We start from the raw sequence: 25,957 nt of genomic DNA on the forward strand, positions 1-25,957 counted from the left end.
TACTTATCAGTTGTTATTTATTTCGAGCATTATTATGAATCCAAAAGACCCTAGTACTAAGCACGATAGTCATGGTGCCCATGGTGATAATCATGCGCATGGCGAACACGATGATCAAAAAATCTATACCATCGATACCCAAGACAGTCACGATCACGACGAACATCTAGAACAGACCTCGCCGCCACGCGATACTAAAGGCTACCAGCGTACTTTGCTTATCAGCTTTATTATCATTACCGGGTATATGTTTATTGAGGCCATTGGCGGCTGGTTGACAGGGAGCCTAGCGCTTCTCTCAGATGCAGGTCATATGCTCAGTGACGCCATCGCTCTTGGTGCGACTTTAATAGCGTTTAAAATTGGCGAAAAAACAGCGACTCATCAGAAAACCTTTGGCTACAAGCGTTTTGAGATTTTAGTCGCTATGGTAAATGGCGCTACCCTCGTCATTATCGCAGTAATGATTTTTTATGAGGCTGTTAAACGCTTTAACACCCCGATCGAAATTGCCAGTCAAGGTATGCTTATTATCGCTACTATCGGCATGCTGGTGAATATTTTTGTGGCTTGGCTCATGCATAGAGGCAGTAGCAGCGCAGAGCGTCACGATCATAGCGTAAGTGAAGATCAGTCGTCTGACAGCAAAGAGCCTGTCAATCTCAATATGCAAAGTGCCTATTTGCATGTCTTAAGTGATTTGCTAGGATCAGTTGCCGCTATCATAGCAGCGCTTCTCATGATAGGTTTTGGTTGGATATGGGCAGATGCGGTGGCCTCCGTTATTGTCGCAGTCCTTATTATGGTCAGTGGCTACCGCGTGGTGCGTGATTCGGTACATATCTTGATGGAAGGCACACCTGCTAATATATCGCTTGTCAATGTTGAGCAGCAGCTGGTGGCGCACCCACAAGTGCAAAAGGTACATGATCTCCATGTCTGGAGTATCACTAGCGGTCTCAATGCTCTATCGTGTCACGTAGTAGTCGATGGCGATATGAGTATCTCAGAGTCTAATCTGCTCATTGTAGAGCTTGAGCAAAGACTATTGGATTTAGGTATTCATCATGTGACGATTCAAGTGGAGAGCTCATCGCATCCGCAAACAGACACTCATAGCGATGCTCTAGTGTGCGATATCTCAGAGCGTCCTGTTGATGTCAGTCATGCCGGACACAATCACTAATGCTATATATTGCGGTTAAATTAGCAGAAAACTTACGCAGCTTTGAGCGTCTGTGCTAGCATTATTTATTAGATAAATATTTATCAGGCCAATTTTAGAGCTTTATATTCTATCCCAAACGGACTTTACGACCATGTCTAGACGCTCAGCGCCCTTTGTCGCTCCCGACTACATCGATGACCCTGTCTCAAAAGGTGGCAAACAACAAGCAAAAGCCTTGCTATCGACGTTACAAGAGGACATAGCTAGTTTTCGTAATGAGCAGTTTCCGCCCGATATTTTACGTCAGGTTCGTGACATGCCTATATTTGAGGGCAATTTGGCTGAAGTGCAAGCCTATCAGCAGCGCTGGCAAAATCTTATAGCGCGTGCCATGGCATTTTATCCCGCAGCTTATTTGCCGCCCGATCTCCTGCCCCTGCCCGCAAGCCTTGAGATTCCGCAATTTATCTATCATGTCCAGCGCTTGCATCTAACCAAAACACGAGCCAAAGAATCAAAAAGCTTTGGCTCAGTCGGTGCGTTGACAGACAAGTGCGGCGATTATAGTAGCGATGAGATTGCTCGTATGACAGGGGTATTGGACGGTGATGACGAGGCTAGATTGGTCGCGCATCGTGAGTTTATTGATTTGCGAGCTTATGTATTTTGCCGTGACCAAAAGGGTGAGATGATCGAACCTGAACGCATACGCTTTTATCGCACGGGTCTTATTGTTCATGCGCTGCCAGATTTTAAGATAGTAGATAGCAGACAGACCCCGCGTAAACGCCGCAATGATGCTTATAATAACCCGCTTGCGGACAATGGTATCTGGAAGATATACCGCAAAAAATAACGTCTGAACTATCACTACTCTAAACATATTGGCATCACGACTATACCTCTATACCTTATATCAAACAAAGGAACACCTATGTTCGCAGCCGCCGCGGGCTCACCGAATTTAATGCTACAAGCCACGATCTTTTTGGGTGCAGCCCTACTTTTTGTTCCCCTTGCCAAACGCCTTGGTATTGCTACTGTATTAGGGTATCTGATTACGGGTCTGATTTTGGGCCCTAGTGTGCTTGATGTGGCAGGCGATGCTGAGAGTCTATTACACTTCTCAGAGTTCGGTGTGGTTATGCTGCTGTTCATCATCGGTCTTGAGCTACAGCCTTCAAGACTCTGGGCACTACGGCGTTCTATATTTGTCTTAGGTGGATTGCAAGTTGGTTTGACTGGCACGATACTGATGGCGATCATGTATCAGTTCTTTTCTTTACAATTGGACACCGCGTTTATCGTAGGGTTTGGTCTAGCGCTCTCCTCTACCGCATTTGTCTTGCAAATACTGAACGAAAAAGAGCAACTCTCAAGCACTCATGGGCGCGAAGCCTTTACTATTTTACTTTTCCAAGATATCGCCGTTATCCCGCTACTGGCCGTTATTCCTTTCTTATCAGGGGTACGTGAGCAAAGCTATGATCTCATTTATTTCGGTAAAGTATTTGCCGTGTTCGCAGGTCTTATCCTTGCCAGTCGTTATGTTATTAGACCGTTCTTTAAGTTTGTGGCCTCAAGCGGTGCCTCAGAGCTACTGACCGCCGTCGCTTTATTTATCGTCATGGGTGTGTCTATCTTGATGGGTCAAATTGGTCTATCTATGGCATTAGGGGCATTTTTGACTGGTGTATTGCTAGCGGATTCTGAGTACCGTCATGAGCTTGAGGCCAGTATCGAGCCGTTCAAAGGTCTACTCCTTGGCCTATTTTTTATGTCAGTCGGTATGCTTACTGATGTCAAATTCATTATCGCTCACCCCATATTTATTATTAGCTGTGCCATCGCGCTAATGCTCATCAAATTCTCAGTCATTGCAGGTATTGCCAAAGCCTTTGGCAATCGCTGGCCGACTAGTATCCGTCTAGGGGTAACACTCGCGCAGGGCGGTGAATTCGCCTTTGTACTTTTCAATGTTGCCTCAACCCAAAATGTTCTCAGACCTGAGCTTGAAAACACTTTAAACCTTGTAGTGACCATCTCTATGGCGCTGACGCCACTAGCATTTTTGTTACTCGAAAAGGTCGGTGAGCCACTCTTTGCCAAGAGTAAGCCGAGCCGTGATTACGATACAATACCTGATCATGAGCATCCTGTGATTATCGCAGGCTTTGGGCGCGTCGGTCAGATCATAGGACGCGTACTGCGCATGCACAATATCGAATTTACGGCCATTGAACGCTCAGCAAACCGCGTTGATTTCGTGCGAAAATTTGGTAACCAAGTCTATTATGGCGACCCAAAAAACCCTGAGATTTTGCGAGCCGCAGGGATTGATAAGGCACGTATCTTTATTATCGCAGTCGACGACCTAGAGCGCTCTATTACCACAGCTGAGTACCTTCATCACAATTATCCAGACTTAGTCGTCCTCGCGCGCGCCCGCGACCGCCAGCACTATTATCGCTTACGTGAGGTTGGCGTCCGTCATATTTGGCGTGAGACTTATTTGTCCTCGTTAGATATGTCACGTGAGTCATTACAACTGCTCGGTATCACCCCTGAAAAGGCTCGCGAAACCATTCAAACCTTCCGTGACTATGACGATGACCTAATAGAGCGTCAGCAAGCCATCTACGATGATGAAGCGAGCATGATTGCTTCGGCGAAATCTGCTATGGCAGAGCTTGAGAGTTTATTTGATGAAGATATTGGCCGCGCGCGCAAGATGGATTTGGGCGAATTTGAGGAAGCACTTAGGAATCAAGCCACTCCAGTTGATGAAGATGATAATAACGATACGGGTAACATTACTATCCATCCCAATTCTTGATAACGATTAAAATACCTTTATTAGAACTTGCATGCAAACTTTCTTAAAGCAGTTCACAACCATTAATAGCGAATTAGTCGAGCGCTAGTTCGGTGAACAGCTCACTGGCGCTAAGTCCTCATTCAGAGAAGTTGTGCAACGCCAGTTGTCGCTATTTGGCTCATGGTAAAACACCAGCGTATGGTCATTAAGATATCGCAGCGGAAACCTTACCTTTTGAATGGTAGCGATGACAGCGCAGTCAGTATCAGTCGCGCCTGCAGCCTCTATCGCAATCTGTAACTTGACTTTCGGATCATCGATCGCTTGCGATAGATCCGTAGGACACTGACCTGTTTGCGCATAAAGTAGCGCCACCTTGTTTTGTGTGGTCTTAGCGATATCGTAAGTATTAAAGAGTATTTCATTCTCTTGAGGTTTAGCGATAATAGGTAAAAACTGTACCTTGATGACGGTAAGTGCAAACACAAATAGCCCAAAACCTAATAACAAGCCGAATAAGCTTACTCCGCCTTCGCGTTGCAACTGCGCCTTTTGCGCCACCTCATCCCGAGGATAATCATTCAAAACATCGGCGATTTCACGCCTTGCCATACGGTAATAATAGGCATCCGTCCAGCGCGCTACCATAAAAGACCAAAACAGCCAGATGATAGCGGCAATGCCGATACGGGTCACCATCTGATAAGCGTCTGGCACAAAGGACATCGCTACAAACTCAAAAGTGACCAGTACAATGGCAATATTGAGCTGAATAAACGACCAGCCAGCAACGCTATAGACGATCGCATCCATATAACGTTTGCGATAGAGCAGCCAAGGAAAGGTAATGAAGAACGCCGCCCAGTGCCATTTAGGCGATAAGTATCCTTGTATATCGAACTGCTCAAAGCGCTGTAGATAATACTTTTGGGTGCGCTGACCGATAAACCACTGATCCAGCTGTCGACGACGCGCTGGGGTTATTTTTTCTTGATAAAACGGTGGTGGCGACTCTGTCTCGATAAACAGCATAACGATAGGCTCTATGAATAAATTAATAGCAGATTAGAAGTGCAAGAGGTCATCTTTATTATAGGCTTGTATACAAAGCAAAGGTGCAATGATAACCAATTCTTATCAAACTCGCTTCAGCTTAGGCAGATTGGTTATATGCCTAGTAACTGTAGACGTGCTAGCAGAGGATAATCGTTCACACCAGTCCCCATTTCACCTATAATACGCTCACATTTTTACTTAATTAAGCCAAATTAATCTTATGAGTTCATTTCCTAATAGCGACGAATCTACTGATAACCATCACCCTGTTGATAGCGACCACCCTGCTGATAGCGAGAATCTGGATAAAGATCAAGAACGTGCAAAACTTGAAGGCAACGATAAACACCTACGTATCGTCAATACCTTTATGAAGCGCCGCACCCACATGAACAAAAACGCTGAGCAGGCGCTCACTGATCCGCAGTTTGCGCATTACTTGGTCAATAAGAGCACCGGTGACGGCAATTTGGATGATATTCATGATCTGCGAGTATTGTTCGATGATACGCCTAACGGTAGCGCAGCACTGCTGACTTTAGAGATTGGATTTGGTCTTGGCGACTCGTTCATCGAGATGGCAGCGGCGGATCCTAGCCGCAATTTTGTTGGCATTGAAGTACATGAGCCTGGGATTGGTAAGTGCGCCTATATGGCAGGCACACAAAATCTGACAAACGTCAAAATCATTAACGGTGATGCTATTCAATTATTGAAGCAGCTGCCAGAGCAACATATTGATCGCATTCAGTTGTACTTCCCTGATCCTTGGCAAAAAAAACGTCATTATAAGCGTCGTTTTGTGAGTACCGAGCGCATGGCTATCGTTACGCGTAGCCTAAAGTCAGGCGGCTGGTTCCATACCGCTACTGACTGGGAGCATTATGCGTTTTGGATGCTAGAAGTGTTAGACCACGTTCCAGGACTAAGCAATCAAGCAGGCGCAGGTCAGTTTACCCCGCGCCCAGATTTTCGTCCTATGACTAAGTTTGAGCGTCGTGGTATCGATCGTGGGCACGGCGTTTGGGATCTCATTTTTATTAAGAACTGATTCTCACTGCCTATCATCCATACCTTATTATACAAGCGGCTGCTCTACTCACTAGAGCGGCCGATTTTTTGCATCCATATCCGCTTAGATATCAGTACCTATAAAGTATTCTTACTGTTTGACAACTTTATCTCTGATTACATCGCCAGTTTATTATCAATATATTAAATTTTCTAATACGTGAAACAGTGCTACCTTGTCTCGTTTTTTTGATTGTCACTGCTATGAAACCTTGTAGAACATCAGCTCTGGATTAATACCTTTGTCTCTTCGTTAGGTTCAATCGTAGGCGGTATAAGGGCTATAAGAGTTCTCCACAGTTGCTGTGGATAACCCTGTGGATAACTAGCGACTTGACAAGTATTTAACTTGATAGCTTAAAGGATAAGGTAAAACTGGTTACTTTTCATACAATTTTATTTCCAATATAAATCAGTGACTTACGTCAATTTATTACCGCTGTAAAATTATTTTCAATATTTATAAAATAAATTTTTTATCACTCTTATGTTTCACAAGTCTCAAACGTAAAGAATTTTTTTCTGTGGACAACTTATTTAAGTGTTGACAAAACCGCTCTGCTTGTATTGTCAAATTGGCATTAGCTTTAGGATGAATAGTGGTGAGATTACAAGCGACAATCACTGTCGTCTGTACTGTCTGAAATAGCGCTAATGGACATAAATTTTGCTATAATCACCTTATCGAATAAACCCGTAGGACGTTGAAAATTAGGTCTTTACTATCTTATTTCTTAGCTCAACACGTCCGTTAACCTTCTCATGGTTTTACTGTATAGTAGACTTATAACTATGCGTAAAACGTTATTGTCGTGACGATTGATTACTAGGCTCCAAAACGACTGTACTTCTATTTTTGAATGATTCATTGATAAAAAGGAATCCACTATGGATGACAATAAAGCCAAAGCACTTAAAGCGGCGTTAGGTCAAATCGAAAAGCAATTCGGCAAAAACACTATTATGCACTTAGGTGATGACTCTGCGGTGCTTGATGTAGACGTCGTCTCAACAGGCTCCTTAGGGCTTGATATCGCTCTTGGCATAGGTGGTCTACCCAAAGGCCGTATCGTTGAGATTTATGGCCCTGAAAGCTCTGGTAAGACGACGATGACTTTGCAAGCGATCGCCCAATGTCAAAAACAAGGTGGCGTTTGTGCCTTTATCGATGCTGAGCACGCTTTGGATCCTGTTTATGCCCGCAAACTTGGGGTAAAAACTGATGATTTGTTGGTGTCACAGCCTGATAATGGTGAGCAGGCACTTGAGATTACCGATATGCTCGTGCGCTCAGGTGCGGTTGATATGATCGTTATCGATTCTGTTGCTGCGTTGACGCCTCGTGCTGAAATCGAAGGCGAGATGGGTGATTCACACATGGGCTTGCAAGCACGTTTGATGAGCCAAGCCCTACGCAAGATTACTGGTAATGCCAAACGCTCAAATTGCATGGTGGTATTCATCAACCAAATTCGTATGAAAATCGGTGTCATGTTCGGTAGCCCAGAGACGACGACTGGCGGTAATGCGCTCAAGTTCTACGCCTCTGTACGTATGGACATTCGCCGTATTGGTGCGGTCAAAAATGGTGACGAGATCATCGGTAACCAAACCCGTGTCAAAGTCATCAAAAATAAAATGGCACCGCCCTTTCGTCAAGCTGAGTTTGAGATTACTTATGGCGAAGGCACCAACCATCTAGCAGAAGTTATCGATTTAGGCGTTGAGATTGGTGCGGTCGGCAAAGCAGGCTCTTGGTATAGCTATGGCGATGAAAAGATTGGTCAAGGTAAAGCCAACTCTGTTCTCTATCTCAAAGAGAACCCCGTTATCGCTGAGGAGATTGAAAGTAAAATCCGCGCTGAAAAACTTGGCTCTGCGAGCGATGCTATCGTTGAAGAAGACAGCGATACGATGCTAGATACGCCAGAGACTGACGCCGTTCAGTAATCTGCTACCAAGACAAATCGCGTGATGATCCATTATGCAAATTAAAACATTAGCTGAAATATTGGCCGAGTCAGATACTGACTCGGCCTCTAGCGCTACGCCTAAACCTAAAAAAAAGTCAAAAGAACAAACTCAAAAAAATAAGCGGTCTTCTCAAAACTCCTCTTCTACTCAAAGTCATTCTTTTAATAGCGATGACGACAAGACAGAATCGACTCGTACGCGCACCAGAAAAAACAACGATGATAAACCCGCTACAAGTCATTCAAAAAAAAACAAGAAGCCTAAAAAACGCTTTCATCCTGCAGCTACCTTTGAGGCTGAGCCTAATAGTACGCCCCTCTATCAAGACCCCGAATCGCAAAGTATAAGAGATATCCTTGCTGAAGTTAAACGTAATATTGACGTTGATCAAAGTAGCATAGACACCCAAGAATGCAAATTAAATAGCCCTTCAGATGATGAGATTAACTCTAAACTTGTTACCGATTCTAGCGCTCAATCTGGAAATGAGCTGACCAAAGCTCAGCTCGATAACCTGCCCTCCGCCCTAAAAGCCTACTTGCGTACTCCAGAACAAAAACAAGCGCAAACGGATGCCATAAAAGCAGAAAGTCGGCTACGTTGGCTGGCGTTTTATTACTTATCGCGGCGTGAGCATGGTAGAGCGGAGCTCAAACAAAAACTGATAGATAAAGAACAAGATCCGGACAAAATAGACGCCCTACTTGATGAGTTTGAAGAAAAAGGATATCAGAGCGATTATCGTACAACTTTGATGCTGATACGAGAAAACATTCGCAAGGGTCGCGGTCGTGGTCGTATCAAGCAAGCGTTTTATCAAAAAAAAATCGCTATGCCCAGTAATATCGATGAGCTGATCGATATGGCCAATACTGAGTCTGATGAGTTTAGAGAATTCGTCGATGACGATGATGACAGCTTGGTTGAAGGCGTTGATTGGCTTAAACTAGCGGTTACCGCCCGTACCAAGAAATATGGCGATTATGTACCCACTGAGCAAAAAGACAAAGCTCGGCAAGTGCGGTTTTTGCAGTATCGCGGCTTTAAGGGCGATATTTGTTTTGCTGCCCTTGAGTATACGCTTGAGACTTTGGAGGAGCGCTTTTAGCACTAATCACGTACTTCAAATTAAAACCAAAAAAAAGAGCACTTTAAGTGCTCTTTTTTATGGCAAAAACGAACTACGTGAAGATAAAACGTTATTTAAATGACCCTAAACGACTTGATAGCTGACCGATGATTTGATCAATCTCTTGATTGGCTTCAGTTTCATCCTCTAAGTTGCCATGCGGAGTGAGCTGATTCATCACCTCTGGTAACAGCTCAGCGAGACCTTGACGTACTTCAGTATCATTAGCGCCTGTACTAGCCGCCACTTGCTGAATCTCGTTCTCGTCAAATAGCTGGTTAACCTCACTAGGGTCTAAATTATCATTGGGCTCGCTATTACTCATCCAAGAGCGCGCCTGCGCTTCATGACCCATACCTGTAATCTTAGACAGTGCACCGCTTAAACCGCCATTACGTTGAATCCAGCTGAGCACCATAGGCATCAGCGCTGCAACTAGCATCCCTTTACCACCAAAGCTACCTCGGCTGCGCTGACCGCCAAGCACACTACCCAAGATATCACCTAGACCGCCAGCACCTGAGCTCATGCCGCCGCGTTGACTACCACCTGTTAGGCCACCTAAGATATCATTTAGACCAAAGCCATTGTCTGCTTGCTGACGCTCATAACGCTGCGGATTGTAGCCGCCTGCTTGAGTACCCCCGCCAAGGACACCACCCAAGATATCACCCAAACCCCCTGTACGGCGTGGGCTCATGCGCTGATTTACCGGATTGCGCTGTGCATCTTCTGGATCCATAGCGCGACGTGCAACTTGCGATACCAAATTACCTAATAAACTCATAATATATTCCTTTAATTATTTTATTTAAAATGTCTATTTGAACCACATTTATGTGACTGCTCTAAGTTATATATCAAAAACTTTAACTTATAACAACAGTCGATTCAATCAATAATATAGCAAATCTGATTCTTAATAGAGTTAGGTGTTTTGTTATAGCTTTTCTCAGATCAGCGCTTGATTAAGAGGGTTAAGGCTTATTTAATTAGATTGTGAAGGCAAAATACTGGCGAGGATATTAAGTTTACGCCAGTCATCTGTGCTCACCTGATCACGAAATATCGTTATAGATAGCGTACGCTGGTAAGGGCTTGTCACCATAAAATCAAAATGTATTAGCAGCGGATAGCGATGCGCATCGATCAGTCCTGCTTGCCATAACTCATCTCCTCGCCCCATCCGCAGTAGTAATTGCCAGTGTCTATCGATACGCTGATCTAAAGGCGGCTGGGTCAAATGTAGCACTATAGGTTTTGATAGCGTAATGTAGCCAAAAGCGAATACGCTTATAGTCATAATCAGAATATATTGCCATAATGACAACTGGGCTAACCAGGCGAGCACTAACATTGTTAAAGTCAAAGCGATATATAGCAGCATACTGATACGACTGGTAGCACTTACCTTGGTATCTATACGCAGCTCAGCAGTTGACGCTATAATCGAAGTCTCTTGCACTACTTCCTACTCTTTTTTCTGACAACTAAGCGCTCGTATAAGAGTTGAGCGATAGAAAGTTGATTTGGATTAAAAGCCTGTACTCAGTATAGAGTTACAATTTGTCTTTGGCATGACGCCAAGTCTTTATTTTATTAACCAGATCCCAAATTGCCTTATCGTCTGGCTGACTTTGATTGGTAAAGTAATCAAGTAGATCGGGGTCTTCATGAGTGAGCATTTGAGCAAAGGTGTCTTGCTCGGTTTGCTCAGCAGTCAGATACAGCTCTTTAATATAGGGATCAATATAAAAGTCCAACTCTTTTAAACCGCGGCGCGCTTGATAAATGATGCGACGCTGCTCGATAGTTGGTTCGGGGTGCAATTCTTTAGTCATATCAAGTCTCATGAGGGTACGTTAAATAAATGGATACTAAAATTATATGAAAAAATATCTAACCAGCGTGCTGAGCACTATATAAGGACAGCTGCTGCCATAAAGCGATAGCGTGTTGCATCATTGCGACGTTGTGCGTCCTTATGATACAAGCGCCTTGCTGTATCGCTAATAATCCAGCCGCAGTGCCCACCGTATCACGCTCCGAAGCTTGCGTCTGCGCGACGTTACTAACACCACTCTTACTAAGCACTTCCGCCAAAAAACGCTTGCGTGAGATTCCAAACATCATCGGTAAGTCAAGTGCCTGTAAGTTGTCAAGATTGGTCAACAATGCACAATGGTGCTCGTAGTTTTTGGCAAAGCCAAATCCTGGATCAATGATAATATGGCTGCGTTTGACGCCCAATCGTGTGACTTCATCAATACGAGTGATCAGCTCAGTGCTGACTTCTGCAACGACGTCATCATATTGCGCTAGGGTGTTCATAGTCGCAGGCTCACCGCGCATATGCATGAGCATCACAGGTATATCAAGCTCTGCTGCCATTTGTGCAGCGCCTTCTCGTTTGAGCGCGCGGACATCGTTCCAAATATCTGCGCCAGCATTAATAGCTGCCTTTATAACAGCTGGATTGCTGGTGTCAATGGAGAGCCATATCTCGTCACCGCATTGCTCACGTATAGCATTTACAACAGGCACTACACGTGCTACTTCATCTCTAGTCGCTACCGCTTCAGCATTAGGACGCGTAGATTCACCGCCAATATCGATGATACTCGCGCCAGCTGCCATCATCTCTTTGCAGCGAACAACTGCCTTACCAATGTCATTAAACTGTCCTCCATCCGAGAACGAATCTGGCGTCACATTTAAGATACCCATAATATGCGGCTGAGCCAAGTCTAGCACTTTATGACGGCTGATTATCTGATGCGCTGGCAAAGGTACAAATAAGGTCATGACTTATCCATAAAATTTAAAAAGTGCTTTGATTTATCATACCAGTAAAGGGTCTTTTCAACTAACGCTTGCTCATAAAATAAAGACAATAAAAAAGCCCTTTATAAAAAGGGCCTTTCTGTATTTCCAAGATTATCTTGAGCTGTCAATACCTACATCGCTGGTAGTGGCGGCGGCGTAGTCCCTTCAGGCTTAGGTCTATCTTTTGATAGGTTCACTTCGTTAGACTGGTAAACTTTTGGTGGACGTGGATCTTCACCTGCCAAAATATCTTGCAACTGATCACGATCAACCGTCTCCCACTTCATGAGTGCATCTACCATCGCATGCATTTTTTCTTGGTTGGCTTCAATAAGCTCACGCGCTATATCGTATTGCTCCTCTAACATCCGGCGGACTTCGTCATCCACTTTCTGCTGCGTGGCTTCTGATATTGTACGACCACCGCCGCCAAAGTAACCTTGCGACTGATCATCGTCTTCATAGACCATGATACCTAGAGCATCAGACATACCGTACTTGGTGACCATAGCCCGTGCCATTTTGGTCGCCCGTTCAAAGTCATTAGACGCGCCCGTTGACATCTGATCGATAAAGACCTCTTCTGCGATACGACCACCGAACAAGATTGCGATATCGCTTAACATCTTAGACTTATACATACTCGTCTGATCATGCTCAGGTAACTGCCAAGTAACCCCCAAAGCAAAACCGCGTGGCATGATTGTGACCTTGTGCACAGGATCCGTACCTGGCAATAATTCAGCCACCAAGGCATGACCTGCTTCGTGATAAGCGGTCGCACGGCGCTCTTCTTCGCGAATGACCATAGACTTGCGCTCAGGACCCATGTACAGCTTGTCTTTAGCATCCTCAAAGTCATTCATATCGACGCTACGCTTGTTACGGCGTGCTGCAAATAATGCAGCTTCGTTCACTAAGTTTGCAAGTTGCGCCCCACTAAAGCCTGGCGTACCGCGAGCTAAAGAGCTGGCATCAACACTAACAGTATTTGGCAACTTGCGTAGATGCACCTTTAAGATTTGCTCACGACCTTTGATATCTGGTAGGCCGACTTGCACCTGACGATCAAAACGACCAGGGCGCAGTAGTGCTTTATCCAGTACATCAGCCCGGTTAGTAGCCGCAATCACGATCACGCCTTCATTACCTTCAAAACCATCCATCTCAACTAAAAGTTGGTTGAGCGTCTGCTCACGCTCGTCATTGCCACCGCCCATACCAGAGCCGCGATGACGACCGACCGCATCAATCTCATCGATAAAGATGATACATGGCGCGCTTTTTTTGGCTTGCTCAAACATATCACGAACTCGAGAAGCACCAACACCGACAAACATCTCAACAAAGTCAGAACCTGAGATTGAAAAGAACGGTACTTTGGCTTCGCCAGCAATAGCACGAGCTAATAACGTCTTACCCGTACCTGGTGGACCTACCATCAAAATACCACGTGGAATCGTCGCACCTAATTTGGTAAATTTATCAGGGTCACGCAAGAACTCAACGACTTCAACGACTTCTTCCTTTGCCTCTTCACAGCCTGCCACATCCGTAAAATTCACTTTGATTTGATCTTCGGTTAGCATTTTGGCTTTAGATTTGCCAAAGCTCATAGGACCACCGCCCTTGCCGCCCGCGCCGCCTTGCATATTACGCATAAAGAATAAGAACAGACCAATAATCAGCAAAATAGGGAAGCTGGCAATTAGTAGCTGCATCAGTACACTTTGACGTTTTGGTGCAGTACCTTCGACATCAACCTGATTTTCGCGCAATAGTGGCATCAGCTGTTCATCAGATACAGCTGGTCTAATGGTCTCAAAAGTTGAACCATTCTTTTTCTCACCGGTGATCTGCTCGCCGTCAATCTCAACACTGGCTACTTGATTCTCTGACACTGCGGTCACAAACTCAGAGTAGTTAAGGTTATCAGGCTCAGACGATTGGTCGAAGCCGCTAAACACCAGCACCAAAACGCCGATTACCACCAGCCATAATAAGGTATTTTTTACCATGTCGCTCACAAGCTCTCCATCCCTTACTTATTGGTGTGTTTAATAAACACGTGACGCCATCAAAGCGCTATCTTGTTGATTATCTATGTCTTATGTGGTTGCTATCGATTGTTTTTGCAACCAGTAATCAAAACTTAATAACCTTAAAATATTCTTTTTTAGACGACTTTGCTTAAATGCTTATAACAAAGCTAATATATCATGATATGTGGTTTTGAGAGGTACAATTCAAGCGAAAGCGGCTTTTATTGGGTTAACTAATGTAGCGTTTTCATGCAGCTTTAAGGTGAGTAGACATTGACTATTGCGTTATCTTACTATTTGAAAGCATTGAACCCTTTGTCTATTTAATCGCTATCCAAAACATCTCTTTTGATCTGGCTCTTGACGCTGCAGGCTTGATGCTTCGCACTTTGCTAAAATCATTTTGCATCTGCTGACGTAGCTCTTGTGTACCTGCGCCTTGAAATACCTTCATGATTAAGGCGCCGCCATCAGGCAACGTCGATAAGGCAAAATCGACAGCTAGCTCACACAAGTACATCATACGCGGCTGATCTACCGCACTATTCCCCGCTGTATTGGGCGCCATATCAGACAATACGACATCTACTTGATACTCTCCGACCTCAGACATTATTTTGTCAAAGATTTCAGCTTCCCGAAAATCTCCTTGAATGAAGGTGACATCAGGCAAAGCATCCATCGGTAAAATATCTGAAGCAATCAACGTACCTTTTTCACCAACCAGTTGACTTGCAACCTGCGACCAGCTGCCAGGTGCGCAGCCCAAATCCACGACAGTCATTCCTTTTTTGATAAGATTAGTCTTGTCGTTGATCTCAATTAACTTGTAAGCGGCGCGCGCACGGTAGCCTTCTTTTTGTGCCTTTTGTACGTAATGGTCGTCCAAGTGCTCTTTCATCCAAGCGCGGCTGCTTTTTGACAAAGTCTTGTTTTCGATACGCGTAGCCAAATCTTGCTCCTATTGCTTTATGCCTCTTATCTATACTGCTGACTTATTTTGAGCAGCAACTCGTATATCCTAAAACCTAACTGTCTAAAAGACTATGAGTTTAAAACCTGTTTTATAATGCTATAGCGTTTATAATACTCTTAATAGTACTAGTTTAGCATTTTCAGTAAGCAAAATCGTGCGCTATAGACGATAATACTGATTAACTTTTTTAACCATATTTAATAAAAGACAGGAAAATTATGGAACTCGACAACGCGACAATCAAACGCCTAAAAGGCATCGGTCATGAACTAAAACCTATTGTTATGATCGGCAACAATGGCGTGACCCCTGCTATCTCTGAAGAGATCAATCGCGCCTTAGATGATCATGAGCTCATTAAAATAAAATTGCCCGCAGGTAACAAACATGATCGCGATGTAGTCAGTACTGAAATTGCAACAACTGCTAAAGCAACGGTCATTCACACTATTGGTCGTATGGCCTTGCTACTACGTCAAAATCCCAATGCCAATCCCAAATTATCCAATTTAGCTCGTCACGCGCAGTAGTTCATTTTAACGCCTTTAATTTATATGATTATAGCAAAGCCGCAGCACCTGATTGTTCGCGGCTTTACCATAAGCGACTTTTATACCTTCACCGTTCCACTTTAAATTTAACGCTTTCTTATCAGTGCAAATTCTATTAGTGCTTACTTATCATGACTCAAAATCTTAATTTAACTCTAGCGACTGACAGTATAAATACGGATGCTAAAAATATTGGCGTTAGCGTAGATTGTCTCGAACAGATTGAAGTTTGCGTTAGCGTAGATATCATCCAAAAACCAGAGCCAAGTCTTTTATTGCATTTTAGAATAAGGCTTTTTGATGATACTTTGGCCGACCAATTAGACTGGCTAGACTGGCAACCGCAAAATGTCAGCTCTCAAGATTACTTATGGGAGCGCACTTGTCTTGAATGCTTTATAAAAGGCACTCCGCTAAATCAAGATCAAACCAATCGCTATATCGAAATTAACGTCAGTCCAAGTGGTCATTACGCATTTTATAAGTTTGAGAGTTACCGTAACCCTGCCACCCTACCGCCCATACCTTTATTAAAAAGAGACACCACTAGCGGTCATGCTGACATCATATGGCATGAAACCAATATGATGAATGCCATTAACAATACAGGTACTTATCAGCGTAAATTTGCTATTCCTTTGGCTCAGCTACCACAAGATATCTTTGATTATCAGAGTCTCACGATTGAGCGCTTTAATCTAAGTGTCATCCTCTATTTTGCCAGTACGCCCTTGTACTTTGCGCCCGGTTATCTTACTCCGCCTGACTTTCATGATCAGCGCTACTGGCTAGACTTTAACAACTGTTAGTCAGTACATCTTTATAACTTCAAACTTCTTACAAGCAAAAACCCAGTAATACGGTGATTACTGGGTTTAACTGTCTACCAACACCCGACTGCGAAGCGATTAGTCAGCCATAGCAAGGTAAATTCCACGGTTTGAGGCGTCGTCAACATATTCTGAATCACGCCATGTGGTATAGCTGTGAGTGCCGCTATAGGGATTAATGCTGTTCTGACGAAAATCAGATACCCAGTCGTTACCATCAAAGATCTGAATATGACCATGTGGACGGCTTGAGGTACGATTAAAAACAACCACGTCGCCTACTTGCGGTGACATATCATTACCGATCTTAGTAAAGCCTGCGTTAGATAGCGTGCCACGAGAGGCGTATTGATAAGCTGACGGGTTCGGCGTGAACTCATAACCTGCAGACTGTAGTGCTTTACGCACATAGCGGGCACAGTAACCAGAGCTTCTAGATAATGCAGCTCTTGAAGCACGAGCGGCAGCAATAGCAGGCGCTGAATTGCGATCTATAACCTTGGTCATTTGCTGCTTTTCATAAGATAAGCGGCTAGTCAATGAGGCGAGCTGATATTCTTTTTGTTTGGCATGAGCACTTAGATTATCGATAGCTTGACTGATTTCGTCGTTGCTGTAGACATGAGCGCTACTGTTGGTGCTATATATATTGCGGCTAGAGCCATAGTTTGATGAAGCAGAGATATTGGTTATTGTTTGGCTAAGAGTATTGTTTGGTTGAAAGGTCGTTTCTACAGCACCACTAGTTTGTGCTACGCCCATACCCAATACCGACAAAATCAATAAAGCTTTTTTCATAAAATTTACTACCTATGTTAATGCAAGATTACTCGTCATCCGTAACGAAGTATCAATTAATTTATAGGATATTATTATCAATTAAACATGATAAAATCCTGAGTAAAGCTGCGTCCTATTTAGTCTACAGCGGTGGACCTTGGCATCATTACCTTAGTAGTCTCTCGCCTCGTAAATCGTTTGCTATTGTTATGTGTAACACCAATTAGCCAATTTTTTGTAAGTATCGCCTTGATCATATAAAGATGAGTCAATTCAATGTCAAAAAAACAACCTAATCGGCTTGCCAAGCTTATCGATCATCAAGCTTTTGCTGGTAGCGCGCTACCTAGAACACTTGCTGATAATATGCAGCTGTATACAGAGGCTACCGATGAGATAAAGAGTTTATTGGTAGATTGTCTACCTGAGGAGATTCTCGATACCTGTATGGTAGTCGGTTTAACCGCTAAGCAAGTGACGCTTAGTGTGGGTTCAACCACTGCCGCTAACCATATGCGTTACTTACAAAATGCATATCTAAAAGTACTAAAAGACCAATCAGTTACCTTTAATCAACTCGAGCATATACGTCTTGTAGTTACGAATAACTTTGATGCTAGAGAGCAATCTAATTTGGTAAAAACATCGTCGAAATCAAATGAAGCCGTTACCAACCGAGCCCTTAGCCAGAACACAAAGCGGACTATAGCACAGGCAGCAGACCATGTCACGGTAGACGAAAACCTCAAAATGGCACTTTTGAGACTAGCAAATGACTAGAAATACACTTTTAAGAATGTAAAGTTATGTAATTAAAAATAAAATTATAGTGCCATACTTCTTTAATTTTCTTATCTGCAAAAGCAAAAAAACCACCTTAGAAAGTCATTCGATTTGCGAATTTATTTCTAAAGTGGTTTTTTATGCGACTAAGCTTAGGTATTACGTAGTGTCCGATATATCCATATATATGCATACAAATCTGAACATAAGAAAGCGAATTATAAGTGAACCGATTTGTGTAATCTTACGTAATTGTTTCGATACATCGTGTATATCCGTGTATTCATCCTTCAACCATATAGTCATTTATCGTTAAATAATCGATAGGACAGGTTACATTGTCATCAAATGTTACAATTTCGAAATTATCGTGGTCAGATAATATCTCTCGAACGAGTAGATTATTGAGAGCATGTCCTGATTTGTATGCATTGAAACGACCTAAAATAGGATAACCTATCAGATATAAATCACCTAATGCATCTAAAATCTTGTGACGGACAAACTCATCACTGAACCTCAGACCTTCAGCATTGAGTACGCGAGCATCATCGATAACGATAGCATTGTCCATGCTACCCCCTAGAGCGAGATTGTTATTACGCAAGGTCTCGATATCTCGCAAAAAACCAAAAGTACGAGCTGAGCTCAGCTCCTCGATAAAATTTTGCGTAGAAAAGTCCAATTGTGCATATTGATAATCTTTGTCAAAAGCAGGATGATCAAAATCAATTTCAAAATTTAGCTCAAAACCATCATAAGGTTTCAGCTCTGCCCACTTATCATCAACCTCAACTCTAACGGGTCGTACGATTTTTAAGAACTTTTTAAGCTCATTTTGCTCACGAAAACCTGCTTGTAGCAGCAACCCTATAAAAGGTGCAGCGCTACCATCCATAATAGGAATCTCTGAGTCAGAGACACGTATCAGTAGGTTATCAATGCCAAGTCCTGCAATAGCACTTAGTAGGTGTTCTACGGTACCCACGCGCGTACCACCAAATACTAGGTTTGATGACATCATGGTGTCTTGGACTAAAAAAGCACTAGCAGGAATAGGCGATGAGCCTACAATATCTGAACGCTCAAACACGATACCTGTGTCACAAGGTTGTGGATGAAACTCTAAATCAACAGGTTTGCCACTATGTAGACCGATACCTGTAACAGCAATAACTGCTTTTATAGTTCGTTGATTCATGGCTGCTCTCTCACATATTTTGTTACAATTGCCCTAGTGTATCACTAGTTATCCCTTATTCGCTATAGTGAAGACATGATAATTTATCAATACTATTGATAAGCTGCGCTTGTTGTCAATAGTATATCTTCTTATTTTATTAAACAGCGTCTAAATAAAACCCATATAAACAAGGCCTTACCGCTTTCGTAGATACAAGTTATTAGTGTCTGATTGTTTCTATGACCTAATAATTTACTTAATAAACTCCCACAAAAAAGCCAACAACCCAGTGCTGGCTCTTTTCCTATATGTTTCAAAAAACTTATGACATTACTTTATCTACTCTCATCAGAACTATTTATTCTGCTGACGCTTGAGATAGTCTTGAATGCTGTTCGTTTTGGTTTTTTGGTCTTCTTGAGCAACAGTACTACGTAACGTATTGTCTTGGTAGGTTTTAGTATGAGCCTGTTTTTGACTATTCAAGGCACTAGTATGCACGCTAGGATCAACAGATTGAGTGCTGTTGACAGAAGGTACAGGCGGTTCAGAGACAGCCTCTTTACCCGCATTTTCATCTAACGTTAGACCTGTCGCGATAACAGTCACATGAAGATCATCACCCATTTTCTCATCAATAACCGAACCATAAAAAATGTGCGCATCATCGATATCAGTAATTTCATCAACAATAGCGCTGATCTTGCTCATCTCATCTAAAGATAGTGATTCAGAAGAGATGACATTGACCAACAAACCTTTGGCATTTTCTAACAACAGATCATCCAAAAGCGGCGATCTAATCGCTTTTTCGGTTGCTTGACGGGCACGGTCGTCGCCGCTGGCACGGCCAATACCCATCATCGCGTGACCTTTAGCCGTCATAGCCGTACGAATATCATTAAAATCGATATTAATTACACCTTCGCTGGCGATAGTCTCAGCGATACCTTGTACCGCATGTAATAGGACATCGTCAGCCTTTTTGAAGGCATCTTGCATAGAGATGTTGCCGTACACGCTCATTAGCTTGTCGTTTGGAATGGTAATAATAGAGTCAACGAAATTAGTCAACTGCTCAATACCAGCTTTGGCCGCTTTGATACGCTTGCCGCCTTCGAACTTAAATGGGGTGGTAACAACAGCAACAGTGAGAACCTCAAGCTCTTTTGCAATACGAGCCACAACTGGCGCCGCGCCCGTACCCGTACCGCCACCCATACCAGCAGTAATGAACACCATATCGGAGTGCTCAAGCAATTCGCGAATGGCTTCCTCTTCGCTCTCAGCAGCTTCGCGTCCAACTTCTGGATTGGCACCTGCGCCTAGGCCGCGATTGGTCTTAGCACCCAATTGTAATTTGTTAGGCGTCGTCAAGCGATCAAGCGCTTGTCTATCCGTATTGGCACAGACAAAAGTAACCCCTCTGATACCTTGTTGCACCATATGCTCAACAGCATTACCGCCGCCGCCGCCGACGCCAAATACGGTAAATCGAGCTTGTCCATTGTCATGAACTTGGCTATCGTCTGGCATGGTATATTTTGACATAGTAAAGGGTTCTCCAGTTGCATATAGTCTAATCATCAATGTAACAACGCACTTATCTGGCGTGCTACCGACTCATGAGTGTATTTAAATAAAATAAAGAATGAGCTGTTCGGAATATTTGGGTAAGCAAGTACACTAAAGAATCTTTTTTAGAACTTTAGATAAGCGTTGTCCTGCACTTTGGAACACGCCTTTGACTCGAGCTTGCTGAATGGCTTCAGGTTCGCTTTGCTCACTATGACGAAACTGCTCACTTTGGCTATATAATAAGGTACCAAAAGCGGTATGAAAAGCGCGATCATTGATTTGAGTGTTGATGTGTTTAAAGGCCTCATCATTCTCAAAATGATCGTGAGCGCTGATCGCAGGGTGCATGTTAGTCATAACCACTCGCATTTTTAATAGTTTTTTGGCGAACGGTATCATGCCTTTAATGGCACTACCGCCCCCTGTCAAAACAATACCGCGGTCAATATATCCTATCAAATCTGCTTCGTGCAAGTGGCAAGCCACTTCAGTAAAAATTCGAACGTAACGAGCTTCAATAATACGAGCTAAGTTGTATATATTGACATTGATATCGTCGTTTGGCCCTTGAGGTTTAAAGGTAAAAAACGAGCTCGGATCCAAGCTATGAATATCAGCGGTACCATGAGACTTTTTGAGTCTCTCAGCATCTATCATCGAGATACCAAAATCGGCTGAGATATCCATGGTGACTTCGTGGCTACCCGTTGCCAAGCAGTGCGTAAAAATCAATTTATTTTCTTTATAGACGCAAATACTAGTCGTACTAGCACCAATATCTACTAGACAAACCCCCTGCTGTCGCTCTTCTTTAATGAGACTATATTCAGCACTGGTAACCGCATCAAAAACGATATGATCAATACCGACATCACAGCTTTGGAGTAGTTTTTGGATGTTTTGACGACTGGCAACAGGCATCATCATCATGTGATACATAACGTTGATTTTGTCAGCGACCATCTCGATAGCATCATCAACCATAAACTCTTGATCATCGATATAAATGCCTTGCTGACAGCAATGCATCAAATAATAGTCAGAAGATAGATCTTGAGACTTAGCATTAGATAGCGCCTGTACCATATCCTTGGCACTAACAACGTCATCTTCTACACTTACGTTGCCTGCGCTATTTTTGCTCGCAAGCTCTGGTGTCGCAAGTGTAAGCCATACACTATGCACGCGGCAGTTTGCCGTGTCTTCTGCCTCTTGAATAGCCTGCTTGATCGCCCCTTGCAGACGCTCACGATGCTTTATTTTACCTTGGTAAAAATCGCTATTTTTGACTCGACCAACACCCATAATACGGATGTCTGTTGCAGAATAAACACTGCCAATAACGACATATACTGCCGTGGCGCTTAGATGAACAACAACCAGATTTTCTGTATTTTTCATGGTACCAAACAAATTATCGCTAGACAGGAAACTAAATGATGCTTCCATTAAATCATTAAAAAAACACTACAATCTCTGTAGCGTCACAAATCAAGCTTTACTACGTTAAAGCGCTGATAAACTCAAAACTGATAAATTATGGCACTGCTGATTCGGCTTTTGGCTCATTACTTAAAGGTTCAGCGAACGCTTTGTCCATGTTCCAAGCAAGTGTAAAGCCGTTCTTGTAACGTAAATCTATAGCTTGAATATCGTCACGCTGCGCGCTTAATTGATTACCAAGCAGTTGACTTAAATTGAGCAGTTTTTGTGCGGTATTCTCATTGTCTACTATCACTCTTAGACCGTTATCAAAACGAATCAGCCAAGTCATACGTGGTGACAATATAATGTCTTCGACCTGAATATCGAGCGGCGCGTACCAGTCATTAATTTGTTGCATTTGTTGCATGATAACTGGTGCTTGTGCAATCTCGCCTTGCAACATAGCATACTGTACTTGTTGCAAATCCTTGCTATCTACAGGCACAAATACGACGCCTTTAGCATCAACCAAACGTTCTGTACCGAATTTGGCAACCGCCTGCTTAGGCAAAGCTTCAATGACGATACCGCGTTGCCAATCACGTGTCACACTGACCTGATCTATCCACGGCAGACCAATAGTAATGTCTCTTAGTGATTGCAAGTCGGATGTAAAAAAACTACTAACGGCTTGTTGGCTCATTACCTGCTTTAACGCCTGATGTTGAGCAATACTCAGATCCTGACTACTCACAAAAATAGCGGCAGGAGGCGCATCACGAAGTGCTTTGCCGCCCATAAATAAAATCACCAAAAGTAATCCAAGAACCGCTGCTATAAAGAAATACCTAATAATAGTAGGCAGCTGGAAATTAGATTTTGAACCATGGGTCTTATCACTCATTAAGCCAGTTGCATTGTTGATAGCTTGAGCCATGTTCACCATCGTCCTTAATTTTAGTGTGTATTGTTTATAAATCTAGTAATTTTATAGTTATAACTGATGATTACATGTAGAGTCATATCAGTCGAGAAACTAATTAATGCTTATATCACTTATAAAAAAATCTTATAAATGAATGAGGCTATCATATTTTTACGATATTAACGTATTTTACTAATAAACAATAGCTTAACCCATATTACCATCGCTGAATTTACACAAGTTTACACAATGTTGTGCTATAGCAGGTATGGCGATACATTATACATTTTATGATTGCGAAGTACTGTAATCCATTTATAGAGTCTGCGCTAAAATATGCCAACACAACTGATCAAAATCCATACCTTTTGCCTTGGCTGCCATAGGTACTAAGCTATGACTGGTCATACCTGGTACTGTATTGACCTCAAGTAGCCAAAAGTTACCCATTTCATCTTGCATGGCATCAACGCGCCCCCACCCTTTGGCATCAACTGCGCGAAATGCGGCTAAACTCAAAGCTTGCAAATGTTGTTCGTCTTTATCACTTAAGCCACACGGAATATAGTATCCCGTATCATTGCGAGTGTACTTGGCCTCAAAATCGTAAAAATTTGAGATGTCAGCAGGTTCTAAGCGAATAACAGGATAAGCGTCATCATCAATAATCACAATAGTAAATTCGCGACCTGTGATCCAGCGCTCAGCCATCACCGCGTCTCCGCACGCGACCGCGGTAGTATAAGCCGCTGGCAGCTCGTCAAGATTATTCACCTTAGTCATACCGATACTCGAACCTTCATGAACAGGTTTAATAATCAGCGGTAGCCCTAGCATATTGACCACTTGCTGCCAGTCAGTGTCAGCAGTCAGTAGTGAGAACGGCGCAGTCGCAAGGCCACAACCTTGCCACAATTGCTTGGTGCGAATCTTGTCCATGCCGAGTGCCGAGGCTAATACACCTGATCCTGTTTGCGGTATATCCAGCCACTGCAACACACCTTGTAAGATTCCATCCTCACCGCCGCGACCATGCAAGACGTTGAATACACGATCATAGTTGCGTAGCTCAATGATGTCTTGATCTTTGGGGTCAAAGTGAGTGGCATCAACGCCTTGGTTTTGTAATGCTAAAAGTACCGCAGCACCACTATCTAAAGAGACGCTGCGCTCATTGCTATTGCCACCATAAACCACCGCAACTTTGCCAAATTGACTGGCATCTTCTTTATCTAAAACATTGTTTTTGGACACGTCTACATTATTGTCCTGCTCTATATAAGCCTCAGATAACGCTGATTCTGGATTATCGATAGTTGTTGGCGCACTGTCTTTTTGCGTGCTAGTTTTTTGGTCATGAGTAGTCATATATAATTCCTAAAACGCTTACTTTAGATACAAGTCATTGGCTGCTAAATCTACAGCTATTTGCCCCACGTTACCTGCGCCTTGTGTGATCAGCATATCGCCTGCTTTTAGCAGCCGTTGCATCACAGGGGCGAGATTATCTTTGTCCACGACCGTCGGTTCAATCTCCCCGCGCAAGCGAATGCTACGGGCTAAGGATTTGGTATCTGCGCCTGCGATTGGATTCTCCCCTGCCGAATATACCTCTAATAATAGCAGTTCATCAACGGAGGAAAGCACATCGACAAAATCGTCATAACAATCGCGAGTACGGCTATAGCGGTGCGGCTGAAATAACATGACTAAGCGACGCTCAGGGAAGCTTTGACGAGCCGCCTTGATGGTCGCATCAACCTCTTTTGGATGATGACCATAGTCATCTATTAAAATGACATCGCCGTTGTCTATAGCCACTGACGCATGTTGCTCAAAACGGCGACCTACCCCTGCAAATTTCTGTAGAGCGCGTTTGATTGCTTCGTCATCAACGCCCTCATCAGTGGCCATAGTAATCGCTGCTAGGGCATTGTAGACGTTGTGCGTACCAGGGATGTTGAGCGTCAAACGTAGCGGTTCGTTATCACGGCGCAGGACGGTAAAGTGCGTTTTGGTTCCTTCAACGACTAGATCGACAGCTTGCACATCATTAAAAGGTTCAAGACCGAACGTGAGCACAGGGCGACCAATATCATCAATCATTGCGTACAGTTCAGGGTCATCTCCGCAGACGACAGCTAAGCCATAAAATGGCATATTTTGTAAGAACTGAATGTAGGCAGCTTTTAACTTATCAAAACTATTCTCATAAGTATCCATGTGATCTTGATCGATATTGGTCACAATGGCGGCCATCGGATGCAACGACAAAAAGGACGCATCGGACTCGTCGGCTTCAGCGACCAAATAACGACTACTACCAAGAGCGGCGTTCTTACCAGACGCGTTTAACTTACCGCCGATGACATATGTTGGATCCAGCTTACCTTCTGCTAGCATCATCGTTAGAAGGCTGGTCGTTGTGGTTTTGCCATGAGCGCCTGCAACCGCAATACCATGACGGTAACGCATAAGCTCGCCCAACATATCGGCGCGGCGGACAACGGGCAGACGTGCTTTTAGCGCCGCTTTTATCTCAGGATTGCTACGATCTATCGCGGACGACACCACGATAACATCAGCATTGGCGATGTTTTTGGAGTCATGACCAATAAACAGCTCTATACCGATATCTTGCAAACGCTTGGTCACAGGGCTTTGAGCAATATCAGAGCCGCTGACCTGATAGCCTTGATTACTCATAACTTCAGCGATACCACACATGCCAGAGCCGCCAATACCCACAAAATGCAAATGCTGAATACGGCGCATCTCTGGAATTTCAATTAAGCGTTTGGGTAGGACTTTGGTAGATGTCAGCATAGATCCCTCTTAATAA

The 25,957-nt window shown here is 43.5% G+C and carries 23 protein-coding genes; 9 read left to right on the forward strand and 14 right to left on the reverse strand.

The annotated features are described in order from the left end of the window. The first annotated feature begins 34 nt into the window (after nucleotides 1-34). The 3 genes from ACR64G_RS09615 (at nucleotide 35) to ACR64G_RS09625 (ending at nucleotide 4,004) form a co-directional block, all read left to right on the forward strand. On the forward strand, nucleotides 35-1,186 hold the full coding sequence (locus tag ACR64G_RS09615; protein WP_435979075.1) for a cation diffusion facilitator family transporter: 1,152 nt from the start codon (nucleotides 35-37) through the stop codon (nucleotides 1,184-1,186). 133 nt (nucleotides 1,187-1,319) lie between these two features. Further along, nucleotides 1,320-2,024, forward strand: coding sequence for a hypothetical protein (locus tag ACR64G_RS09620; RefSeq protein WP_435979076.1), 705 nt, complete (start codon nucleotides 1,320-1,322; stop codon nucleotides 2,022-2,024). 78 nt (nucleotides 2,025-2,102) lie between these two features. Beyond that, entirely contained in the window at nucleotides 2,103-4,004 is a 1,902-nt protein-coding gene (locus ACR64G_RS09625; protein ID WP_435979077.1) for a monovalent cation:proton antiporter-2 (CPA2) family protein, read from the forward strand. 84 nt (nucleotides 4,005-4,088) lie between these two features. Here the strand turns inward: ACR64G_RS09625 and ACR64G_RS09630 are convergent, their stop codons facing one another. Beyond that, entirely contained in the window at nucleotides 4,089-5,018 is a 930-nt protein-coding gene (locus tag ACR64G_RS09630) for a DUF2628 domain-containing protein (RefSeq protein WP_435979078.1), read from the reverse strand. A gap of 244 nt (nucleotides 5,019-5,262) precedes the next feature. Here ACR64G_RS09630 and trmB point away from each other — a divergent pair, with 244 nt between their 5' ends. The 3 genes from trmB to ACR64G_RS09645 all read left to right on the forward strand — a co-directional run bounded on the left by trmB (nucleotide 5,263) and on the right by ACR64G_RS09645 (nucleotide 9,195). Beyond that, complete coding sequence (gene trmB, locus ACR64G_RS09635) at nucleotides 5,263-6,093, forward strand: tRNA (guanosine(46)-N7)-methyltransferase TrmB (RefSeq protein WP_435979079.1); 831 nt, start codon at nucleotides 5,263-5,265, stop codon at nucleotides 6,091-6,093. A 908-nt stretch (nucleotides 6,094-7,001) separates the two neighbouring features. Beyond that, the gene (recA, locus tag ACR64G_RS09640) at nucleotides 7,002-8,063 is read left to right on the forward strand and encodes a recombinase RecA (RefSeq protein WP_435979080.1); all 1,062 of its coding nucleotides are present in this window, start codon (nucleotides 7,002-7,004) and stop codon (nucleotides 8,061-8,063) included. Nucleotides 8,064-8,097: 34 nt separating this feature from the next. After that, nucleotides 8,098-9,195 (forward strand): regulatory protein RecX, encoded by a 1,098-nt coding sequence (locus tag ACR64G_RS09645; protein ID WP_435979081.1) that lies wholly within the window; start codon nucleotides 8,098-8,100, stop codon nucleotides 9,193-9,195. Between the two features lie 91 nt (nucleotides 9,196-9,286). Here ACR64G_RS09645 and ACR64G_RS09650 read toward each other — a convergent pair whose 3' ends face one another. The 6 genes from ACR64G_RS09650 to ACR64G_RS09675 form a co-directional block, all read right to left on the reverse strand. Then, a complete protein-coding gene (locus tag ACR64G_RS09650) occupies nucleotides 9,287-10,003 on the reverse strand; it encodes a YidB family protein (protein WP_435979082.1) in 717 nt (238 codons plus the stop codon). Nucleotides 10,004-10,204: 201 nt separating this feature from the next. Next, nucleotides 10,205-10,681 carry a hypothetical protein gene (locus tag ACR64G_RS09655; protein ID WP_435979083.1) on the reverse strand — a complete coding sequence of 159 codons (477 nt, stop codon included), beginning with the start codon at nucleotides 10,679-10,681 and terminating at the stop codon, nucleotides 10,205-10,207. Between the two features lie 94 nt (nucleotides 10,682-10,775). Beyond that, nucleotides 10,776-11,057, reverse strand: coding sequence for a succinate dehydrogenase assembly factor 2 (locus ACR64G_RS09660; protein WP_435979084.1), 282 nt, complete (start codon nucleotides 11,055-11,057; stop codon nucleotides 10,776-10,778). A gap of 58 nt (nucleotides 11,058-11,115) precedes the next feature. After that, nucleotides 11,116-12,021: a dihydropteroate synthase gene (gene folP / locus ACR64G_RS09665; protein WP_435979085.1), complete on the reverse strand. Its 906-nt coding sequence runs from the start codon at nucleotides 12,019-12,021 to the stop codon at nucleotides 11,116-11,118. 152 nt (nucleotides 12,022-12,173) lie between these two features. Then, nucleotides 12,174-14,069, reverse strand: a complete 1,896-nt coding sequence (gene ftsH, locus ACR64G_RS09670; RefSeq protein ID WP_435979086.1) for an ATP-dependent zinc metalloprotease FtsH — start codon at nucleotides 14,067-14,069, stop codon at nucleotides 12,174-12,176. A gap of 334 nt (nucleotides 14,070-14,403) precedes the next feature. After that, complete coding sequence (locus ACR64G_RS09675) at nucleotides 14,404-15,036, reverse strand: RlmE family RNA methyltransferase (RefSeq protein WP_435979087.1); 633 nt, start codon at nucleotides 15,034-15,036, stop codon at nucleotides 14,404-14,406. A 242-nt stretch (nucleotides 15,037-15,278) separates the two neighbouring features. Between ACR64G_RS09675 and ACR64G_RS09680 the strand changes: the two genes are divergently transcribed. Together ACR64G_RS09680 and ACR64G_RS09685 are read left to right on the forward strand one after the other, a co-directional pair. Beyond that, nucleotides 15,279-15,590 (forward strand): YhbY family RNA-binding protein, encoded by a 312-nt coding sequence (locus tag ACR64G_RS09680; protein WP_435979088.1) that lies wholly within the window; start codon nucleotides 15,279-15,281, stop codon nucleotides 15,588-15,590. Between the two features lie 152 nt (nucleotides 15,591-15,742). Next, the gene (locus ACR64G_RS09685; RefSeq protein WP_435979089.1) at nucleotides 15,743-16,420 is read left to right on the forward strand and encodes a hypothetical protein; all 678 of its coding nucleotides are present in this window, start codon (nucleotides 15,743-15,745) and stop codon (nucleotides 16,418-16,420) included. 99 nt (nucleotides 16,421-16,519) lie between these two features. Here ACR64G_RS09685 and ACR64G_RS09690 read toward each other — a convergent pair whose 3' ends face one another. Further along, nucleotides 16,520-17,239 (reverse strand): CHAP domain-containing protein, encoded by a 720-nt coding sequence (locus ACR64G_RS09690; RefSeq protein WP_435979090.1) that lies wholly within the window; start codon nucleotides 17,237-17,239, stop codon nucleotides 16,520-16,522. A gap of 258 nt (nucleotides 17,240-17,497) precedes the next feature. Here ACR64G_RS09690 and ACR64G_RS09695 point away from each other — a divergent pair, with 258 nt between their 5' ends. After that, the gene (locus ACR64G_RS09695; protein ID WP_435979091.1) at nucleotides 17,498-18,001 is read left to right on the forward strand and encodes a hypothetical protein; all 504 of its coding nucleotides are present in this window, start codon (nucleotides 17,498-17,500) and stop codon (nucleotides 17,999-18,001) included. Nucleotides 18,002-18,287: 286 nt separating this feature from the next. On the opposite strand, the gene lpxC is transcribed toward ACR64G_RS09695, so the two are convergent. The 6 genes from lpxC to murC all read right to left on the reverse strand — a co-directional run bounded on the left by lpxC (nucleotide 18,288) and on the right by murC (nucleotide 25,941). Beyond that, the gene (gene lpxC, locus ACR64G_RS09700) at nucleotides 18,288-19,205 is read right to left on the reverse strand and encodes a UDP-3-O-acyl-N-acetylglucosamine deacetylase (protein ID WP_435979092.1); all 918 of its coding nucleotides are present in this window, start codon (nucleotides 19,203-19,205) and stop codon (nucleotides 18,288-18,290) included. A 336-nt stretch (nucleotides 19,206-19,541) separates the two neighbouring features. Beyond that, nucleotides 19,542-20,738: a cell division protein FtsZ gene (gene ftsZ, locus ACR64G_RS09705; RefSeq protein WP_435979093.1), complete on the reverse strand. Its 1,197-nt coding sequence runs from the start codon at nucleotides 20,736-20,738 to the stop codon at nucleotides 19,542-19,544. A 135-nt stretch (nucleotides 20,739-20,873) separates the two neighbouring features. After that, nucleotides 20,874-22,166: a cell division protein FtsA gene (ftsA, locus tag ACR64G_RS09710; RefSeq protein WP_435979094.1), complete on the reverse strand. Its 1,293-nt coding sequence runs from the start codon at nucleotides 22,164-22,166 to the stop codon at nucleotides 20,874-20,876. Between the two features lie 136 nt (nucleotides 22,167-22,302). Then, nucleotides 22,303-23,127, reverse strand: a complete 825-nt coding sequence (locus ACR64G_RS09715) for a cell division protein FtsQ/DivIB (RefSeq protein WP_435979095.1) — start codon at nucleotides 23,125-23,127, stop codon at nucleotides 22,303-22,305. A 303-nt stretch (nucleotides 23,128-23,430) separates the two neighbouring features. Beyond that, a complete protein-coding gene (locus ACR64G_RS09720; protein ID WP_435979096.1) occupies nucleotides 23,431-24,483 on the reverse strand; it encodes a D-alanine--D-alanine ligase in 1,053 nt (350 codons plus the stop codon). A gap of 18 nt (nucleotides 24,484-24,501) precedes the next feature. Further along, the gene (gene murC, locus ACR64G_RS09725; RefSeq protein WP_435979097.1) at nucleotides 24,502-25,941 is read right to left on the reverse strand and encodes a UDP-N-acetylmuramate--L-alanine ligase; all 1,440 of its coding nucleotides are present in this window, start codon (nucleotides 25,939-25,941) and stop codon (nucleotides 24,502-24,504) included. Nucleotides 25,942-25,957 lie beyond the last annotated feature (16 nt).

This window comes from Psychrobacter sp. DM4, assembly GCF_051307035.1.
GTDB lineage: Bacteria > Pseudomonadota > Gammaproteobacteria > Pseudomonadales > Moraxellaceae > Psychrobacter.

Coding starts and splice junctions, on each gene's coding strand:
- ACR64G_RS09615 (WP_435979075.1), top strand. CDS start 35: ATGAATCCAAAAGACCCTAGTACTAAGCACGATAGTCATGGTGCCCAT.
- ACR64G_RS09620 (WP_435979076.1), top strand. CDS start 1,320: ATGTCTAGACGCTCAGCGCCCTTTGTCGCTCCCGACTACATCGATGAC.
- ACR64G_RS09625 (WP_435979077.1), top strand. CDS start 2,103: ATGTTCGCAGCCGCCGCGGGCTCACCGAATTTAATGCTACAAGCCACG.
- ACR64G_RS09630 (WP_435979078.1), bottom strand. CDS start 5,018: ATGCTGTTTATCGAGACAGAGTCGCCACCACCGTTTTATCAAGAAAAA.
- trmB (WP_435979079.1), top strand. CDS start 5,263: ATGAGTTCATTTCCTAATAGCGACGAATCTACTGATAACCATCACCCT.
- recA (WP_435979080.1), top strand. CDS start 7,002: ATGGATGACAATAAAGCCAAAGCACTTAAAGCGGCGTTAGGTCAAATC.
- ACR64G_RS09645 (WP_435979081.1), top strand. CDS start 8,098: ATGCAAATTAAAACATTAGCTGAAATATTGGCCGAGTCAGATACTGAC.
- ACR64G_RS09650 (WP_435979082.1), bottom strand. CDS start 10,003: ATGAGTTTATTAGGTAATTTGGTATCGCAAGTTGCACGTCGCGCTATG.
- ACR64G_RS09660 (WP_435979084.1), bottom strand. CDS start 11,057: ATGACTAAAGAATTGCACCCCGAACCAACTATCGAGCAGCGTCGCATC.
- folP (WP_435979085.1), bottom strand. CDS start 12,021: ATGACCTTATTTGTACCTTTGCCAGCGCATCAGATAATCAGCCGTCAT.
- ACR64G_RS09680 (WP_435979088.1), top strand. CDS start 15,279: ATGGAACTCGACAACGCGACAATCAAACGCCTAAAAGGCATCGGTCAT.
- ACR64G_RS09685 (WP_435979089.1), top strand. CDS start 15,743: ATGACTCAAAATCTTAATTTAACTCTAGCGACTGACAGTATAAATACG.
- ACR64G_RS09690 (WP_435979090.1), bottom strand. CDS start 17,239: ATGAAAAAAGCTTTATTGATTTTGTCGGTATTGGGTATGGGCGTAGCA.
- ACR64G_RS09695 (WP_435979091.1), top strand. CDS start 17,498: ATGTCAAAAAAACAACCTAATCGGCTTGCCAAGCTTATCGATCATCAA.
- lpxC (WP_435979092.1), bottom strand. CDS start 19,205: ATGAATCAACGAACTATAAAAGCAGTTATTGCTGTTACAGGTATCGGT.
- ftsZ (WP_435979093.1), bottom strand. CDS start 20,738: ATGTCAAAATATACCATGCCAGACGATAGCCAAGTTCATGACAATGGA.
- ftsA (WP_435979094.1), bottom strand. CDS start 22,166: ATGAAAAATACAGAAAATCTGGTTGTTGTTCATCTAAGCGCCACGGCA.
- ACR64G_RS09715 (WP_435979095.1), bottom strand. CDS start 23,127: ATGGCTCAAGCTATCAACAATGCAACTGGCTTAATGAGTGATAAGACC.
- ACR64G_RS09720 (WP_435979096.1), bottom strand. CDS start 24,483: ATGACTACTCATGACCAAAAAACTAGCACGCAAAAAGACAGTGCGCCA.
- murC (WP_435979097.1), bottom strand. CDS start 25,941: ATGCTGACATCTACCAAAGTCCTACCCAAACGCTTAATTGAAATTCCA.